This window comes from Sulfurimonas sp., assembly GCF_019429335.1.
Classification (GTDB): Bacteria; Campylobacterota; Campylobacteria; order Campylobacterales; family Sulfurimonadaceae; genus Sulfurimonas.
In genome coordinates this window covers 15,022-31,482 of the sequence record NZ_JAHYJB010000019.1, presented here as the reverse complement: position 1 = coordinate 31,482, position 16,461 = coordinate 15,022, and the positions used below count along the sequence as shown (strand labels likewise).

At 38.0% G+C, this 16,461-nt stretch carries 14 protein-coding genes; 7 read left to right on the top strand and 7 right to left on the bottom strand.

Annotated features, from left to right (window positions below; translation table 11 throughout):
- Nucleotides 1–116: 116 nt before the first annotated feature.
- The 3 genes from K0A91_RS07480 to K0A91_RS07470 all read right to left on the bottom strand — a co-directional run bounded on the left by K0A91_RS07480 (nt 117) and on the right by K0A91_RS07470 (nt 1,628).
- Complete coding sequence (locus K0A91_RS07480; RefSeq protein ID WP_295009552.1) at nt 117–368, bottom strand: Fe-Mn family superoxide dismutase; 252 nt, start codon at nt 366–368, stop codon at nt 117–119.
- Entirely contained in the window at nt 365–559 is a 195-nt protein-coding gene (locus K0A91_RS07475) for a hypothetical protein (RefSeq protein ID WP_295009551.1), read from the bottom strand. The genes K0A91_RS07480 and K0A91_RS07475 overlap by 4 nt, the downstream gene beginning before the upstream one ends.
- Before the next feature lie 139 nt (nt 560–698).
- Entirely contained in the window at nt 699–1,628 is a 930-nt protein-coding gene (locus tag K0A91_RS07470; protein ID WP_295009549.1) for a protoglobin domain-containing protein, read from the bottom strand.
- 113 nt (nt 1,629–1,741) lie between these two features.
- Here K0A91_RS07470 and hisS point away from each other — a divergent pair, with 113 nt between their 5' ends.
- From hisS to K0A91_RS07435, 7 genes are all read left to right on the top strand, one after another.
- Nucleotides 1,742–2,953, top strand: a complete 1,212-nt coding sequence (gene hisS / locus K0A91_RS07465; RefSeq protein ID WP_295009547.1) for a histidine--tRNA ligase — start codon at nt 1,742–1,744, stop codon at nt 2,951–2,953.
- Nucleotides 2,953–4,680 carry an FMN-binding glutamate synthase family protein gene (locus K0A91_RS07460; RefSeq protein ID WP_295009545.1) on the top strand — a complete coding sequence of 576 codons (1,728 nt, stop codon included), beginning with the start codon at nt 2,953–2,955 and terminating at the stop codon, nt 4,678–4,680. Before hisS ends, K0A91_RS07460 begins: the two co-directional genes overlap by 1 nt.
- Before the next feature lie 9 nt (nt 4,681–4,689).
- Nucleotides 4,690–6,519: a biosynthetic arginine decarboxylase gene (gene speA / locus K0A91_RS07455; RefSeq protein WP_295009543.1), complete on the top strand. Its 1,830-nt coding sequence runs from the start codon at nt 4,690–4,692 to the stop codon at nt 6,517–6,519.
- Between the two features lie 9 nt (nt 6,520–6,528).
- A complete protein-coding gene (gene cysE, locus K0A91_RS07450) occupies nt 6,529–7,230 on the top strand; it encodes a serine O-acetyltransferase (RefSeq protein WP_295009541.1) in 702 nt (233 codons plus the stop codon).
- 177 nt (nt 7,231–7,407) lie between these two features.
- On the top strand, nt 7,408–8,577 hold the full coding sequence (locus tag K0A91_RS07445; RefSeq protein WP_295009539.1) for a pyridoxal phosphate-dependent aminotransferase: 1,170 nt from the start codon (nt 7,408–7,410) through the stop codon (nt 8,575–8,577).
- A 160-nt stretch (nt 8,578–8,737) separates the two neighbouring features.
- A complete protein-coding gene (locus K0A91_RS07440; RefSeq protein ID WP_295009537.1) occupies nt 8,738–10,234 on the top strand; it encodes a SulP family inorganic anion transporter in 1,497 nt (498 codons plus the stop codon).
- A gap of 2 nt (nt 10,235–10,236) precedes the next feature.
- On the top strand, nt 10,237–11,112 hold the full coding sequence (locus K0A91_RS07435) for a universal stress protein (protein ID WP_295009535.1): 876 nt from the start codon (nt 10,237–10,239) through the stop codon (nt 11,110–11,112).
- On the opposite strand, the gene K0A91_RS07430 is transcribed toward K0A91_RS07435, so the two are convergent.
- From K0A91_RS07430 to K0A91_RS07415, 4 genes are read right to left on the bottom strand one after another with little or no spacing between them, the layout of a single operon-like run.
- Nucleotides 11,099–13,087: a GGDEF and EAL domain-containing protein gene (locus K0A91_RS07430; protein WP_295009533.1), complete on the bottom strand. Its 1,989-nt coding sequence runs from the start codon at nt 13,085–13,087 to the stop codon at nt 11,099–11,101. The two genes, K0A91_RS07435 and K0A91_RS07430, sit on opposite strands and share 14 nt — an antisense overlap.
- 58 nt (nt 13,088–13,145) lie before the next feature.
- A complete protein-coding gene (locus K0A91_RS07425) occupies nt 13,146–13,691 on the bottom strand; it encodes a hypothetical protein (RefSeq protein WP_295009531.1) in 546 nt (181 codons plus the stop codon).
- Nucleotides 13,688–15,769 (bottom strand): TonB-dependent receptor plug domain-containing protein, encoded by a 2,082-nt coding sequence (locus K0A91_RS07420; RefSeq protein ID WP_295009529.1) that lies wholly within the window; start codon nt 15,767–15,769, stop codon nt 13,688–13,690. The genes K0A91_RS07425 and K0A91_RS07420 overlap by 4 nt, the downstream gene beginning before the upstream one ends.
- On the bottom strand, nt 15,759–16,352 hold the full coding sequence (locus tag K0A91_RS07415) for a GNAT family N-acyltransferase (RefSeq protein ID WP_295009527.1): 594 nt from the start codon (nt 16,350–16,352) through the stop codon (nt 15,759–15,761). Before K0A91_RS07415 ends, K0A91_RS07420 begins: the two co-directional genes overlap by 11 nt.
- Nucleotides 16,353–16,461 lie beyond the last annotated feature (109 nt).

Genomic DNA, 16,461 nt, shown 5'->3' with positions numbered 1-16,461 from the left:
GAAAAAATCCAAGAGAAATAAAAAATCATTCGGACACTTATGCTAAAATATCGCCACAGAAAATATCTCTTCTTCAACTGTCCGAATGAAACCGACAGAGGTGTCCGGATAAACCGTTATATGCAGTTATCAGTTTTATCATACGCCCTTAGCGCAAATTCCCAGTTGATATGATTCCGGAACTCCTCTAAATATTTCAGACGCAGATTTCTATAATCGATATAATAGGCATGCTCCCATACATCACAGACAAACAATGGAACATAGTGAGAGCTAAGCGACGTACGTGCATTATCGGTCTTTAAAACTTTCAGTCTGCCTTTTGGCTCTCTTACCAGCCACACCCAGCCTGAGCCAAAAAGCGTCACTCCAGCCTCAATAAACTCTTTTTTAGCGCATTCAAAGAACCAAAATCATCATCTATTTTAAGCAGCAGTTTACCGCTTGGGGTTAATTTTGTACTGCTGAGACTATTCCAGTAAAACGCATGGTTAAACACCTGCGCCGCATTGTTAAAAATAGCCCCGTCCGAATCGCGGATAATTGATGCGAGCGACATCTTCTATTTAAATTTATCTCGTATCAGGCATAAGAGTTGATTCTTTAATTGGATGTAAAAATAAATTCTACTCCTTTGCTTATACTTTTTTTTTAAAACAACACTCTTAGTAAATCAACTACAAATAAAAAATGGTAACCTAAGAGATATTATCCACTTTATTAATACTGGTTCCAACTATTTTTTTAGCGCCAACAAGCCAGTAGGCGATTGCAAGTGCTAATATCACGACGCCTATTATCAAAAGCTCTTTACCGTTTTCCGAGGATAGAGAGTATATGAGTACTTTACGTATAAGTGCCGCCATAGCAAGCATAATAAATGCACCGATGGCAAAACCTTTGCCTTGGAGATGATTTATCTCCTCATGTATAAGCTCTATCGCCGCCCAAAGTACAAGCAGACTTCCAAGAACGGTAAGTATCCCCTTCTCTATTCCTATATCTGTAAAAAATAGCAGATAAATATCATAGCCAAAAAGTCCTATGGCAAAAAATGCCACTAAAGCCAACGAGCCCGCCAAAAAGAAGTTTACGTATGAATTAAACCTTTTCAACCAAGACAAAATAGTTTTTTCAACTTTCGACAAAGAGAGAAATTTCCCAAGCTCCTCTTCCCTGTATGAGCTGGTCAATGTATCTAAATTTATATCCACTATCTTCTCAACTGCCTCTATCTCCATAATACTTCGTCTATCATTTTCACAATTCTCATGAAGATTTTTAATGATAAAGGTTCTTACAAATGTGAACGCTGAGTTTACGTAGTGCGTAGGAAGCCCTATTCGCACATGAATCTCCCCAATCCTGTAGAGGTACATAAAATATGCAAGATCATATTTTCCGCAAAACAGATTGACAAACCACTCCTTTATCTTTTGTCTGTGATAGTCTATAATCTTTTGATTTTTTAAAAATTTTGCCGTTGACCCAAATCCCCAAATATAATCATAAAATTCATCTATAAATCTGTTTGAGAGCTCCTGCATTCTAGGTTGAAGCTCCTTCAAAATAAGAGCCTCCTCTTTTGTGAACTTATAGTGCTCTTTTAAGCTCTGATGCTGCTGCATTTTTTGCCCTTTTTAAATCCAAATATGATGAATTATAACTAAATAAAAGGTAAAAATGGTATCCTTTCAGTTAAAAAAACTTAACTACAGTTTTCAACGATATAAGGATAGAGATGATCACTTCACTTAGGGGAATGAATGATATTTTAAGCGAGGATTATGAGAGATTTACATACTTTATAAACACCGCGACAACGGTTGCTCAAAGGTATGGCTTTCACTTTATACAAACGCCTCTACTTGAAGAAACGGCACTTTTCAAACGCTCAGTCGGTGAGTCAAGCGATATTGTCGGCAAAGAGATGTACCAGTTTATAGACAAAGGCAAAAACGATGTCTGTCTTCGTCCAGAGGGAACTGCCGGAGTTGTGCGTGCATTTATACAAAAAAAACTTGACCGCGCTGGCGGGATTCACCGTTTTTTCTACCATGGAGCAATGTTTCGCTATGAGAGACCGCAAAAAGGAAGATTAAGAGAGTTTCACCAGTTTGGAGTGGAGAGTTTCGGCGTCGATAGCGTTTATGAAGATGCCGCTATGATTATGATGGTCAGCGATATTTTAAAAGAGCTTGGCATCGGGTACAGACTTCAAATAAACTCACTGGGCGACAATAACTGTATGCCGGCTTACCGCAAAAAGCTGGTTAAGTTTGTACAGGAGTGTAAAGACGGTATCTGTGAGGATTGTATCCGCAGAGTTGAAACAAACCCTATCAGAGTGCTTGATTGCAAAAACGAAAAGTGTCAAGAACTCTACATAGGCGCTCCAAAACTCATTCACAACTTATGTTCTGGGTGCAGCTATGATTTTGATACGCTAAAGAAGATTTTAGAAGATAACGCTATTGTCTATGAAGTAAACACAAATCTTGTTCGCGGTCTTGATTACTACTCAAAAACCGCATTTGAGTTCGTAAGCGACAATATAGGCAGTCAAAGCGCAATAGCAGGCGGAGGAAGATACGACAGACTCGTAGAGTTTCTTGATGGCCGCCCTACTCCTGCTGTCGGTTTTGCAATGGGAATTGAGAGGCTTTTGGAGCTTATAGTTATGCCAGAGATTAAAAGAGAGGGCTACTATATCGGAGCAATGGATGAAAATGCTGTTGATTTAGTTGTAAAAATAGCGCAAAAAAAGAGAAAAACAGATAGGGCGGTTGTGGATTACAAAGCTAAAAATCTAAAAAATCACCTCAAAGCGGCCGACAAGATTAATGCAAAATTTTGCTGCGTTATCGGCGAAGATGAGCTAACAAGCGGCACCATATGGGTAAAAGATTTAGAAGGCAAGACAGAAGCAGTTCTCAAACTTGAGGAATTTTAATGGAGTTTATTCATGACTTATGGGAACTTTTTGTCGATTTAATAGAGTTTTTTGCACTTATCGGTTTAGCCAGTCTGGCTATACTCTACATTTACGATAAATATGTTCAAAGAAAACATGCGCTCTTGATAAACTATCCTATTATAGGACGATTTAGATATCTTTTTGAAGCCCTCAGAGAGCCTCTTCGCCAATATTTTGCACAAGAGACGTTTTATGACTCAAAAGACAAAGTTGACTGGGTTTACAAAGCTGCCAAAGATGTTCCAAACTATAAATCATTCTCAGTCTCTCAGCCGTTTAACGGCTCAAGATTTGTCTTAAAACATGCATCATATGTTTTAAATGAGCATGAGGTTTGCGATGACACCGGCGTAATATTTGGCAAAGACAGAGAGATTCCTTTTGTCTCGCATACGCCGATTATCCGATCTGCCATGAGTGATGGAGCGCTTTCTCCAGAAGCGATACGCGCCTTCTCAATTGCAGGTGCTACTTCAAATCTGACAATAAATACAGGAGAAGGCTCGCTTACGTCAAATCATCTATTTACGCACAAACCGGACCTTAAGAATTGCGACTATCTAGAGATTGTTAAAAGCACTCTATTTGCAGAGAGTGCTTTTAAAATCACCGACTTGCTTTTTAACCGCTCCATCGCTCTAAAGTTGTATCGCACTATACTTTTAAATAAGAAAACTCAAAATACATACATCTACGACACAGCCTCACATGTGCTTTTTCGAGTAAACTGGAATGCACCTATTGAGGTGTTTCCGCAAGAGGTTCCAAGCGACATACCAAATACCGTTTTTCAAATCGGTTCAGGGCTATACGGAGTCAGAGATGCTGAGGGCAAGTTTGATGAACTTAGATATCAAAAAATTATGAAATTCTGCCGTATGAGTGAGATTAAAATTGCCCAGGGTGCAAAACAGACCGGCGGAAAACTCTCAGGAAGCAAGGTAAATGCAGATATCGCCTATTACAGAGGTGTTACAGAGGGAAAAGATCTCATTTCGCCAAACAGATTTCCATACGCAGACACAGCTTCTCATCTACTTGATTTTGTTGAAAAACTGCAAAATTTATCAAAAAAGCCGGTAGGCTTTAAGATAGTCATCTCTGATTCTGACTCCGTTGATAATATGGTAAAAGAGATTGCTTCAAGAAAAGAGGCAAAAAGAAATATACCAGACTTTATAACAATCGACAGCGGCGAAGGCGGAAGCGCCACTGCTCCGCTAGAGATGATGGAATCAATCGGACTTACGACTAACAATGCGCTCTATGTTTTAGATACAATGCTAAAAAAATATAATCTGCGCGAAGATATTAAAATCATTGCTAGCGGAAAAATTTTAACTCCTGATGATGCCATAATTACTATGTGTATGGGAGCCGATGCTGTTGGAATTGCTAGAGGTTTTATGATGAGCGGCGGATGCATTCGCGCCCGCATGTGCTCTGGCTTTGACTCTCATGTCTGCCCTGTCGGAATGGCGACTCAAGACCCTAAACGAAGAGCCTCGTACCTTGTTGTTAAAAAAGGGGACGAGATAGGAAACTACCACAGAAATCTTATCAAGAGCATGAAGTCTCTTTTAGCGATAATGGGCGTCAAAAGCTTCAAAGAGCTAAATAAGTCAAATCTTACTTATAAAAATAGAAGCGGTGAAATATATTTTGACGTAGATGAATATTTTCACCAAAAATTGCATGTATAGGATATTAATATGAAAAATTTCGGTCTAGACATCTGGTCTAATAAAAACTTTATCATCGAAGATGGTCAGATTAAACTTAACTACAAATGCATGCCCTCACTTCTCCAAATAGTTGAGGAGATTCGTGCAAACGACGTCAGAGGACCGATTTTACTTAGGTTTCCGCACCTTATAAAGAGCCAGATAAGAACACTCTACTCCTATTTTGACAAAGCAATTGAACAAAACAACTATCAAGGCTCTTTTCACGCAGTCTTTCCTCTGAAAGTAAATCAGTTCCCACACGCCATAGAGGCTGTAACATCACAAGGCGCACAATACAACTATGGACTAGAAGCCGGTTCAAAAGCTGAACTTATCTTGGCTATGAGCAAAACTCCCTCAGGAGCAAACATAACCGTAAACGGTTTTAAAGACAAAGAGATGATTACACTCGGGTTTATCGCTGCTCAAAGCGGTCACAATATAACAATTACCATTGAGGGCTTGGGCGAGCTTGAAACTATTATAGATGTTGCTAGAGAGTGCAGCCTTAAAGTTCCAAATATCGGCATCAGAGTAAGGCTTCACAGTGCCGGCAGCGGCATCTGGGCAAAAAGCGGCGGAATGGATGCAAAGTTTGGACTGACATCCACGGAAATTATTGAGGCTATTACACTTTTAAGGGAAGCTAATCTCTTGGATTATCTAAGTATGATTCACTTTCACATCGGTTCTCAAATGTCCGATATCGCTCCGCTCAAAAAAGCTCTTCGTGAAGCTGGAAATATATATGCCGAACTTAAAAAGATGGGCGCAGCAAAGCTAAACAGCATAAATATCGGGGGAGGTTTGGCCGTTGAGTATGACCAACACACGCATTCAAACTCTCGCAACTACTCAATTGACGAGTTTTCAAGCAGCGTTGTCTTCTTGCTCGGCGAGATTATGAATGCAAAAAATGTTACGCATCCCGATATTTTTACAGAGTCTGGAAGATTTATCGTAGCTTCACATGCCGTACTTATTACCCCCGTACTAGAGCTCTTCACTCAGGATTTCCAAGAAAAACTGCTCAACTTTAAAAAAACAAATCCGCCTCTTATTGAGGAGCTTATAGAGCTAAACAAACTCTTAAATAACACAAACTGTATCGAATATCTGCATGACGCGCTTGACCATATGGAGTCTGTTCTAACACTTTTTGATTTGGGTTATATCGACCTTCAAGACCGCTCAAACGCAGAAATATTAGTTCACAATATTATAAAAAGAGCTCTTTACCTAAAGTCGGCAAATCCTACGGACGAGCTTGAGCAGTTGCAGGTTAAACTTCAGGAGAGGTATCTAATCAACGCCTCAATATTCCAGAGCTTGCCTGATTACTGGGGATTAAACCAGCATTTCCCTGTTATGCCTCTACACCATCTCAACACTACACCTCTTCGCGCGGCTTCTCTTTGGGATATCACATGTGACAGTGATGGCGAGATAGGTTTCAATCCTGACAAGCCGCTCTATCTTCATGATGTAAATCTTGATGAAGAGGAGTACTTTTTAGGTTTTTTCAATGTGGGCGCTTATCAAGAAACTCTTGGAATGAATCACAACCTATTTACACACCCGAGCGAGTACACTATTACAATAGACGAGTACTCATATGAGATAAAAAATGCAGTTGAGTCAAAAAGTATTTTAGAGATACTTGAGTCGCTAGGGTATGATGCAGATGCTCTTTCAAGTAGACTTAAGGGTGATTTGTCTTGTTCTGAGTTTATAACAGAAGAAGAAAAAAATGATACACTTACAAAATTAGAACTGTTTTTAAAACAAAACGGTTATTTAAGAACTACAAACTAGGAGCTTTTTTTGGGACTTTATGCTGAAATAAAAGAAGACTTTTCGAACGCATACAAAAACGATCCGGCACTAAATTCTAAACTTGATTTTCTATTTAATTATCCAGGCGTATGGGCTGTTGCATGGTACAGAATTGCACACAAACTATATGTGGCAAACTTTAAAAGTTTGGCAAGAGTTATAATGGGGCTTACTCAAATTCTAACAAATATTGATATTCATCCAGGTGCCAAGATAGGTAAAAGGGTCTTTATAGACCACGGTACAGGGGTTGTTATCGGGCAAACTGCAATTATAGAAGATGATGTTTTAATCTATCAGGGCGTAACTCTTGGAGGAGTGTCTCTTACTCAGGGCAAAAGACATCCGACTATCAAAAAAGGTGCCGTTATAGGTGCAGGAGCTAAGATTCTTGGAAATATTACTATCGGAAGATACGCTAAAATCGGTGCAAATTCCGTAGTTGTAAAAGAAGTTCCCAACAATGCAACTGCAATCGGAATTCCTGCACATGTTATTGAAAAAGGGAGATGTAAAGAGCCGCTTATGCACAATATGCTTCCAGACATTAATAAAGAGATGTTTGAATACATGCTTAAGCGTGTAGCAGTTCTTGAACATATCTTAGTCAAAGACAATAAAGAGCTTCTTGAACAAGACCTCAAACTGGAAAATATCTACGAATCTTTTATCCGCGCTATGAAAAACTAAACATATTTTAGTATAATTCGCGCAATAAATTTCTTGCGATTTTGCAAGAAGTTCTTCTGCCGCTTTATGTGGCTAGCTTCAGTGCCATAGCGGCTAGCGTAGCTAAATGGGCTTTGCTCATTTAGCGTGAAAGTTGAGTTCTGCAAGAACTCTAATATTTAAATAAAAAGGATTAACATGCTAACAGATCGCGTAAACACACTATCTGAATCAATTACAATTGCCATCTCGACACTTGCAGGCGAATTAAAAGCACAAGGCAAAGATATCCTTAGCTTCTCAGCAGGCGAACCTGACTTTAACACTCCTCAAGTAATTAAAGATGCCGCAATCGCTGCAATAAATGAAGGTTTTACAAAGTATACGCCGGTTGATGGCATCCCTGCTCTTAAAGCCGCTATTGCAAACAAACTAAAAAGAGACAACGGCTTAACCTACACTCCAAACCAGATTATTACCAACAACGGTGCAAAGCACTCTCTTTTTAACCTATTTGCCGCAACAATACAAAAAGGCGATGAAGTAATTATCCCCTCTCCCTACTGGGTTACATATCCCGAGCTAGTTCTTTACTACGGCGGAACTGTAGTAGAGATTGAGACAAATGATGATAATGCTTTTAAGATAACTCCACAGCAGCTTCAAGATGCTCTTACGCCAAAAACAAAGATGATAGTTCTAACAAGCCCCTCAAACCCGACGGGTGCTGTTTACTCAAGAGCAGAGCTTGAAGCCATCGGTAAAGTCCTAGAGGGAACTGACGTTATTGTTGCAAGCGATGAGATGTATGAGAAGCTTATCTATGACGGAGAGTTTACATCTGCGGCAGCCGTAAGTGATGACATGTATAAGCGCACGGTTACAATCAACGGTTTAAGTAAATCTGTTGCCATGACCGGCTGGAGATTTGGATATATGGCTGCTCACAACACGGAGCTAATCCAAGCAACAAAAAAACTTCAAAGCCAAAGCACCTCTAATATTAACTCTATCACTCAAAAAGCTGCAATCGTAGGTTTAAACGGCGATGCGGACAGAGATATAGAGATGATGAGAGTTGCATTTAAAGAGCGTCGCGATGAGGCCGTAAAGCTAATTAACGAAATTGATGGATTGAGTGTTTATAAACCTGAGGGTGCTTTTTATCTTTTTGTAAACATAAAAGAGCTGAGCAACGACTCCATGGAGTTTTGCAAGCAGCTTTTAGAGAAAAAAGGCGTAGCGGTAGTTCCGGGCGTCGGTTTTGGAAGCGATGGATACTTTAGATTTAGCTTTGCAACCGATATAGAGAGCATCCGCAAAGGCATTAAACGCATAGAAGAGTTCGTAAAAGAACTAAAGGCTTAAAGATCAATTTTAAGCCTTTTTCTATTTTATCTCTGCCATTACTATGCAGGGATAGATCCGCATTTGTTTTAACTCACTTTCTGAAAAACTAAGGATAGAGAATGTGAAAACATAATCTTACACCGGACAAAAAATAAAAAAATATAAAAAAGGATAAATTTTGTTACAAAAATATTTTAAAAAAGAGGAGTGGTTCTCAAATATAAAAGGAGACTCACTTGCAGGAATCGTAGTTGCCCTCGCACTGATACCGGAAGCTATAGCATTCTCGATTATTGCAGGAGTCGATCCCAAAGTAGGACTTTATGCATCTTTTTGTATTGCGGTAGTCATAGCATTTGTGGGCGGTCGTGCAGGGATGATAAGTGGAGCAACCGGTGCGATGGCACTTTTAATGGTAACTCTTGTAAAAGAGAACGGTTTGGAGTATCTTCTTGCGGCTACCGTTTTAACAGGAATACTGCAGATGATTGCAGGGTACTTTAAACTCGGGCAGCTAATGAGCTTCGTCCCCCGCGCAGTCGTTGTAGGTTTTGTAAACGCACTAGCCATACTTATCTTTATGGCTCAGCTTCCGGAACTCACAAACGTCACTTGGCATGTATATGCGCTCACAGCCGCAGGTCTTGTTGTTATATATCTCTTTCCATATGTCCCAAAAATCGGAACCCTCCTCCCGTCTCCTCTTATAACCATCGTCGCTATCACGCTGGTGGTCATACTGTTTGACATTGACGTAAGAAATGTCGGTGACATGGGCGCTCTTCCTGATACGCTTCCGATTTTTCTAATCCCTCAGATTCCATTTAATCTTGAGACACTTATGATAATTTTGCCATACTCTATCTCTTTGGCTATGGTTGGTCTTTTGGAGTCTCTGATGACAGCTACAATCGTGGATGATTTAACTGATACAAAGAGCGATAAAAACAGAGAGTGCAGCGGTCAGGGCGTAGCAAATATAGCATCCGGTTTCATGGGCGGTATGGCAGGTTGTGCTATGATAGGACAGTCTGTTATAAACGTAAAATCAGGCGGACGTACAAGGCTCTCGACTCTTCTAGCGGGCGTATATCTGCTGGTTATGGTTGTATTTTTGAGTGATCTGCTCTCTATAATACCGATGGCAGCACTTGTTGCAGTTATGATAATGGTCTCAATCGGTACGTTTGACTGGGGAAGCATCAAAAAACTAAAAACTCTTCCTATCTCTACAAACGTTGTCATGGTAGCGACCGTAGTTGTCGTTGTCTGGACGCACAACTTGGCTCTTGGCGTATTTGTCGGCGTGCTTCTAGCTTCCCTCTTCTTTGCAAACAAAATCAGCCACTTTATGTACAATGAGACATATTATGACGAGGCAACAGACACAAGAACATACAAAATTGTCGGGCAGGTATTTTTTAACAGTGCAGATAAATTTGTAGAATTCTTTGATTTTAAGGAAGTTGTAGAGAATATAATGATAGACTTATCCAGAGCTCACTTTTGGGATATTTCTGCCGTTTATGCGCTTGATAAAGTCGTCATCAAACTGCGTCGTGAAGGTGCTAACGTAACGCTAATAGGTCAAAATCAGGCAAGTAGCACTATTATAGACAGATTCGGAATACACGATAAACCTGAAGAGATTGAAAAAGTTATGGGAGGACATTAAATATGCAAGATATAAAAAATATAGAGCAGGCAGTTTTTGCTTGTGTTGACGGTTCAAAATACTCAGAGGCGGTATGCGATTATGCTCTTCATATAGCAAAAGAGCTTAACCTTACTCTGGTTTTACTAAACACCATAGAGCATCCAAACGCCTCATCCGTGACAAATCTCTCAGGAAATATTGCCCTTGGCGAGCGAGATGATTTGCTTCAAGAGCTATCTCTTGAGGATGCACACAAAAACAGAGATAGGATAAACAACGGAAAAGATCTCTTAAAAGAGCTAAGAGAGAGAGTTACTTCCAAAGGTTATACAGACGTTATAATCTCTCAAAGACACGGCACGCTATATGAAAACCTAAAAGAGCTAGAAAATAAACTAAGAGTAGTAATATTCGGCTTTTCAGGTATGGGACATATGCAAAAAGAGGATGAGATAGGTTCTTGTGTTGAAAACATTATAAGAGATATCGATACTCCTATAATTCTAGTAAACAGAGAGTACTCTCCTATAAGAAATGTAATGGTCGCATTTAACGGCAAGAGCGGCTCTATAAAAGCCCTAGAAGAGCTCTCCTCTTCGCCTATGCTTGGGCATAAAACAAAGAGATACGTTGTAAACATAAACAGCAATCAAAACAGCTCAAATGAGTTGATAGCGCATGCAAAAGAGCTTATCAAAGATGAGAGTCTCAATTGCGAATTTATACAAAAGTCCGGCGAACCGCTTGAAACTCTTTTAACGTGCATTGATAAAAATAGCATTGATATGTTAGCAATCGGTTCCTATAGCCATGGCAAACTTAGAACTGCTTTCTTTGGAAGCTTTACAACTAAGCTTATTAAAAACGTAAAAATTCCCATCATTATTTTAAAATAATCTTACTATCTGCATGTCTTAACATGTGGATGTCTGTATTAGCCTCCGGTATTCCCAGAAAAAACCCTTGAGACCTGTTTACCTTAAGCTCTTTAACTCTCTTTAAAACTGCTTCATTATGAACAAACTCAGCAACAGTCAATATATTTAATCTATTTGCAAAATCTACTATTGTTTCAACCACAACCTGTGCATTAGCATCTTTGTCTAAATTTTTTATCAAGGTACCGTCTATTTTTATGTAATCAATATCCAGCTTAAGAAGATGCTCAAAATTTGAGTATCCGCTTCCAAAATCATCTATTGCTATTCTGCAGCCAAGCTTCTTCATCTCACTTATAAAGAGTGAAACCTCTTCATAGTTCTCTATTCCCTCTGATTCTAAAATCTCAAAAATAATCTTATTTTCAACACTGTATTTTTTAATTTTTTGTTTAATTTCATTAACTATCTCATCATTTAATATATCATCTACTGAGAGATTGACAGAAAAGTCGCAATCAATATTTTCAAAATGTTGGCAGCTCTTTTCAATCATAATTCTTGTCAGTTCGCTATATACTCTGCTTTTTTTAGCTATTGTTAAAAAAAGATATGGGCTTACAACATTGCCGTTGCTCTCCACTAGGCGTATCAAACACTCATAGCTGGCGATTTCTTCTGATTTATTGTCAAAAATAGGTTGAAAATATGGAACAATCATATCCTGCTCAATAGCTTTTTTAAGCTTTCTAACCCACTCCATATTATCTTTATAGAGCTCTTCTATATTTAGCTTCTCATCATAGAGCAGAAAAGATTTTCGTTCTCTTTTTGCAGATTTCAAAGCAATGTCAGCCTTCTCCAAAGCTCTCTCTATCTGGTATGCCCCGCCTATTGTAATTCTTATGCTTATCTCATTTTTTTTATAAATAAAAATCATCTTTTCTACGTCATTGATTAACTTCTCAGCACTCTTTATAAAATCCTCCAGAGGCGGCTTTTGCATAAACAGCAGGGCAAACTCATCCCCCGATAGACGTTTTAGTCTAATATGCTCATTGTTTTTAAACATACTTTTCAGTCTATTTGAAAACTTTTTTAAAATATTGTCTCCTGCAACATGTCCGAAAAAATCATTTATCTCTTTAAAATCATCTATATTAATAACAAGCAGCGCACCCTCGCGACTCTTGAAAATATCATTTAACAAGCTAAATCTATTCGGCAGTTCGGTCAAAGTATCTATATAGAGCTGTTCACGAAGTTCTAGTGTCTTCTCGTTGACTTTTTCTTCAAGGTAGTGATTTATATTTTTCTGTTTTTTTGAATATTGCAATATTTTTTGCTGCATACTGTTTAGCGCATTTGAAATTAACCCAATCTCATTATTTTGAGATAAAAAAGGAATATCTACCTCTTTGTCCGGCGAGTAGTGCTTTAACAATTTTGCAATCTGCCCAAGAGGAGCGAGCATCTTTTTGATATATAATCCATAGAGTATAAATAAGACCGCAAGAGCCAAAAGCAGAAGAATTGTCATGTTTGTATATTTGTCAACCAGCTCTACATACCTCTTGTTTGAATAAACAAGAACCAATTTGCCTATCTGTTTTGCAGAGTTAGGCTGATTGAGGATTTTTTCCACAACAAAAGAGTCCTCAATATCCTTTTGATACTCACCGGACTCCACTTCGTTAACAATTTTATTTTTATCATCTAGGACTTTAACTGAGAGAATATATCTATTTTCCATAAGCTGTTGTGCAAGTTGGGCAATATTTTCAGGCATATCAAGATAGATATTGATAGCAATCAGCGGTTCTATCGTTCTTGCAATCAAATCAGCTTTTTCAAGCTCAACACCGCTAAAAGCATCTTTAGTTATTTTTTCAGAAACGCTGAAAATAACCAAAGTAATGAGTACCGATACAACACCAATTGATGTCACTATCTTTGTAGAAAGAGAATTAATCACCCCATTTTTGATAGACACAAATCAACCTTTTTTTATATATATATTTAAAATATCGCTCTGCAAGCAAAATATATAACTAACTATTCTCTTTATCTATAAACTTAACCATTCGCAAAAGAGAATCGACAAAATCTATTTTTTGAATATATAAATTTTCTTTGTTCATATACAAAACAGTTGATTTCTCTAGTACCAATGAAAACAGCAGTCCTGCTTTTAAATTTTTAATATCATAGGAAAATGCAACAATTCCCTTATCTTTAGCAAAATCAGCTACTTTTTCAATATATCTATCTGAGTTAAGCGAATAAATTACAGATGCCCGTGTAGCACTTGACAAATCAGAAAATTCTACCAGATTAATTTTATAAGTATATCCATTAAAGTGTCCATTATAGTTTGCATCTATGAATTTATTTATTTCAAGAGCCGTATCGTAATCATTTTTTTCATACACAATGGTGTAAATAACCCTGCCATCTATAAGCTTATCTCCTATTTTTTTATCAAGAAGCAAGATTTTAGGAAATATTGAAGCTTGAGCCCTTAGCAATAAATCATCATAACTGTATCCGTAGGCAAAATTTACAAAAACGAGAAAAAGCAAAACTGTTTTTTTCATCTAAAACTCTTTTTCAATGTTATTAAAAATGTTCTTCCCTCTTGCGCATAATCTTCTATATATGTATTTGGCGCCGAGGGATAAGTAATATCCGTATTAAAGATATTTTTTATGCTGAGTGTTGCACTGTAGTTCTGTTTTGGGTCTCTGTAGCAGAGTGAAGAATCAATCGCGGAGTACGCCTTTACCTTCTCCCGCGTATCTCCAAAAACTCTATCTTTAGAGCCGACATATTTCACAACGCCGCTAAGAGAGAGGTTGCTGCCCAGATTATAAACATAGTACCCTTTAGCCAGATGATGTGCCACGTTTGGAGTTGATTCGCTTCTTCCCTCATCTTGCGTATAAGATTTGCCCTTAACATAAGAGTAGTTTAGATACAACTCATCATCAGAGGAGAGATTTCCTCTGTACTCAAGCTCAAAACCGTAAATATCAGTATCTACTACATTTCTGTACTCAGGATCAATAGATGAGTTATATATCTGGTCTTTATTAAGAAGGTAAAAAAGATTGGTTTGCAGATATGTATCGGCTGAAAATTTCTTAATATAGGCAAACTCAAAGGCATCCACTGTTTCAGGTTCTAAATCAGTGCTCCCTACTCTTGCACTATTGTACATGGTAAACATCTCCTGCCATGAAGCATTTCTGTGGGAGCGGCTGTACATGGTTTTAAAAATATTCTCCGAATCCATCTGATACACCATTGATACTCTAGGTTCCAAGCCTGCATCTTTATAGGATGTCTGCTCATAGTTAAAGCCGTAAATAAAACTTATATCATCACTGAATTGAAACTCATCCTGCAGTGAAAATATATAAATATTGCGCTCTGCATTTTTATCAAAAAAAGGCAAGGTATCCGTATAGTCAACAAGCTCTACATCGCCGGTCGCTCTGTTTGAGAGTTTTGATGTCATATCTATGGTTTCTTCTTTTGTAAAGCGATAACCGGCAGTAATGACATGTCGGTCAATCCCGCTATATTTAAGATAAGAGGATTGGTAGAGTGTTTGCTGCGCGGCAAAATGCTCTCCATATATTCCATCTTGAAATATAACACCAAGATTTAGTCCATCTGGAGCCAGCTTTGAGTATGAGTCAAATGCATCATATTTTATGCCTGCATTTATATTTACTTCAAAATCTCCAATCTCCTTGGCGTATCCCAAATCAAGATAGTAGCTTGGAAGTTTCACTCTGTCACTCTCTTGGGGGAGTGCAAGATTTATGCCGTATGCGCTCCCTTTTGTATGCTCCAACATTCTCGCTTTGAGAGAAAAATCTTTATATTCGATGCTTGCCCCAAGCGAGTACTCTTTTAGCCATAATGGAGCATCACCTGTCTGAGATAATGCTCTATTGTCAATTACAGGAAGCAGACTAAGCGCTCCCTGAGAGAGACCATCTGGACCGGCATACAATTTTTTGTCATCCTCTTGGTAGAAAAAATCTACAAAAATTTTCAAATTATCCGTTTTATAGGTTTTAAAAAAACCTCCCATTTTGTAGTCATACGAGCCATATTTAAACACAAGCTTATCGTTTGACTCAAACCCTTTAAAATCCTCTGCGTATGTAATGACATTTATGGAGCCTGCATAGGCGTTAAAACCGTCTATTTTGTTTCCTGGACCTCGTACAACTTCTATACGTTTAATCATCTCAATAGGAAAAGAGAGATATTCGGAGTAGGCATCAAAGAATAGATTGTTGACCGATATGCCGTCTATAAAAAGTTTCGACTGGCCGTATGCAACAGAGTTTGAACCTCTAAATGTAGGTGTTTGGTTATTAAAATTATCAGTTGCCATATCAACACCAGGAACTAAAAGCAACGCCTCTTTTAGGTTTGATACGCCAAGTTTTTCTAACGCATATCCCTGAAATACAGAGATTATATATGGCTGATAATGCTCATTTTGCTTTGTAGCGGTTGCCACTTTATTGAAGTGTTCCATTTCGCCCGAAATTGATTCAATTAAATTATCGCTCTGGGCACTTAAGGTTGTTAAACACATGAGCAGAGGCAGAATAACTCTAAATTTAGAGCTATACGAAACATTACAATTCACGCCCAGCCTCCAATAACTCTATAATTTGAGGGTTGTCCACTCCCAACTGCTTTGTATATAAAACAGACGGATAGCGAAAACCAAAAGAGCCATGCTCTTGTTTTTCGCCTATTATTGCATAATTCATCTTATAAATTCTAAGAAGTCTCAAAAAACTCTCTTCAAGTGAACCGTAAGTATACTCAATACCTAGCTTCATCATTTTTATATACATGAATTTCTTGACCTCTTCTATCACTTTTTTTGTTGTCTGAATATTTCTATATTTCGCATCCACAAATATTCTTGACATCTCACCGAGTCTATCTCTCTCAAACATGCTGTTGTCAAATCTCATACCGTTTTCAGTAGGATATCCAAGCAGTGAGTTGTGTATAAGCCTTACGGTTGCACAAACTTCACCCTCTTTGTCTATCGCTGCAAAATGCGCTGAATAAGCGTCATATTTATCAAACTCTTTGTTATCCAAAAAGTTTGAGGCTTCTATATACTCAGGATAGATTTCTAAAAGAATTTTGTAACGAAACGCGAAAACCTTATCAAGCAAGCAACTATCTTCGACTTCTAAAAAAGTAAAATTCAAATTCTCCCTTTATGAAAAACACATGCACTCTTTACGCCGATATCCTATATAATTATTTCATAAAGTTTTATTAAATATTGCTTAGAATTTAAAATTATAAGAAAAACAT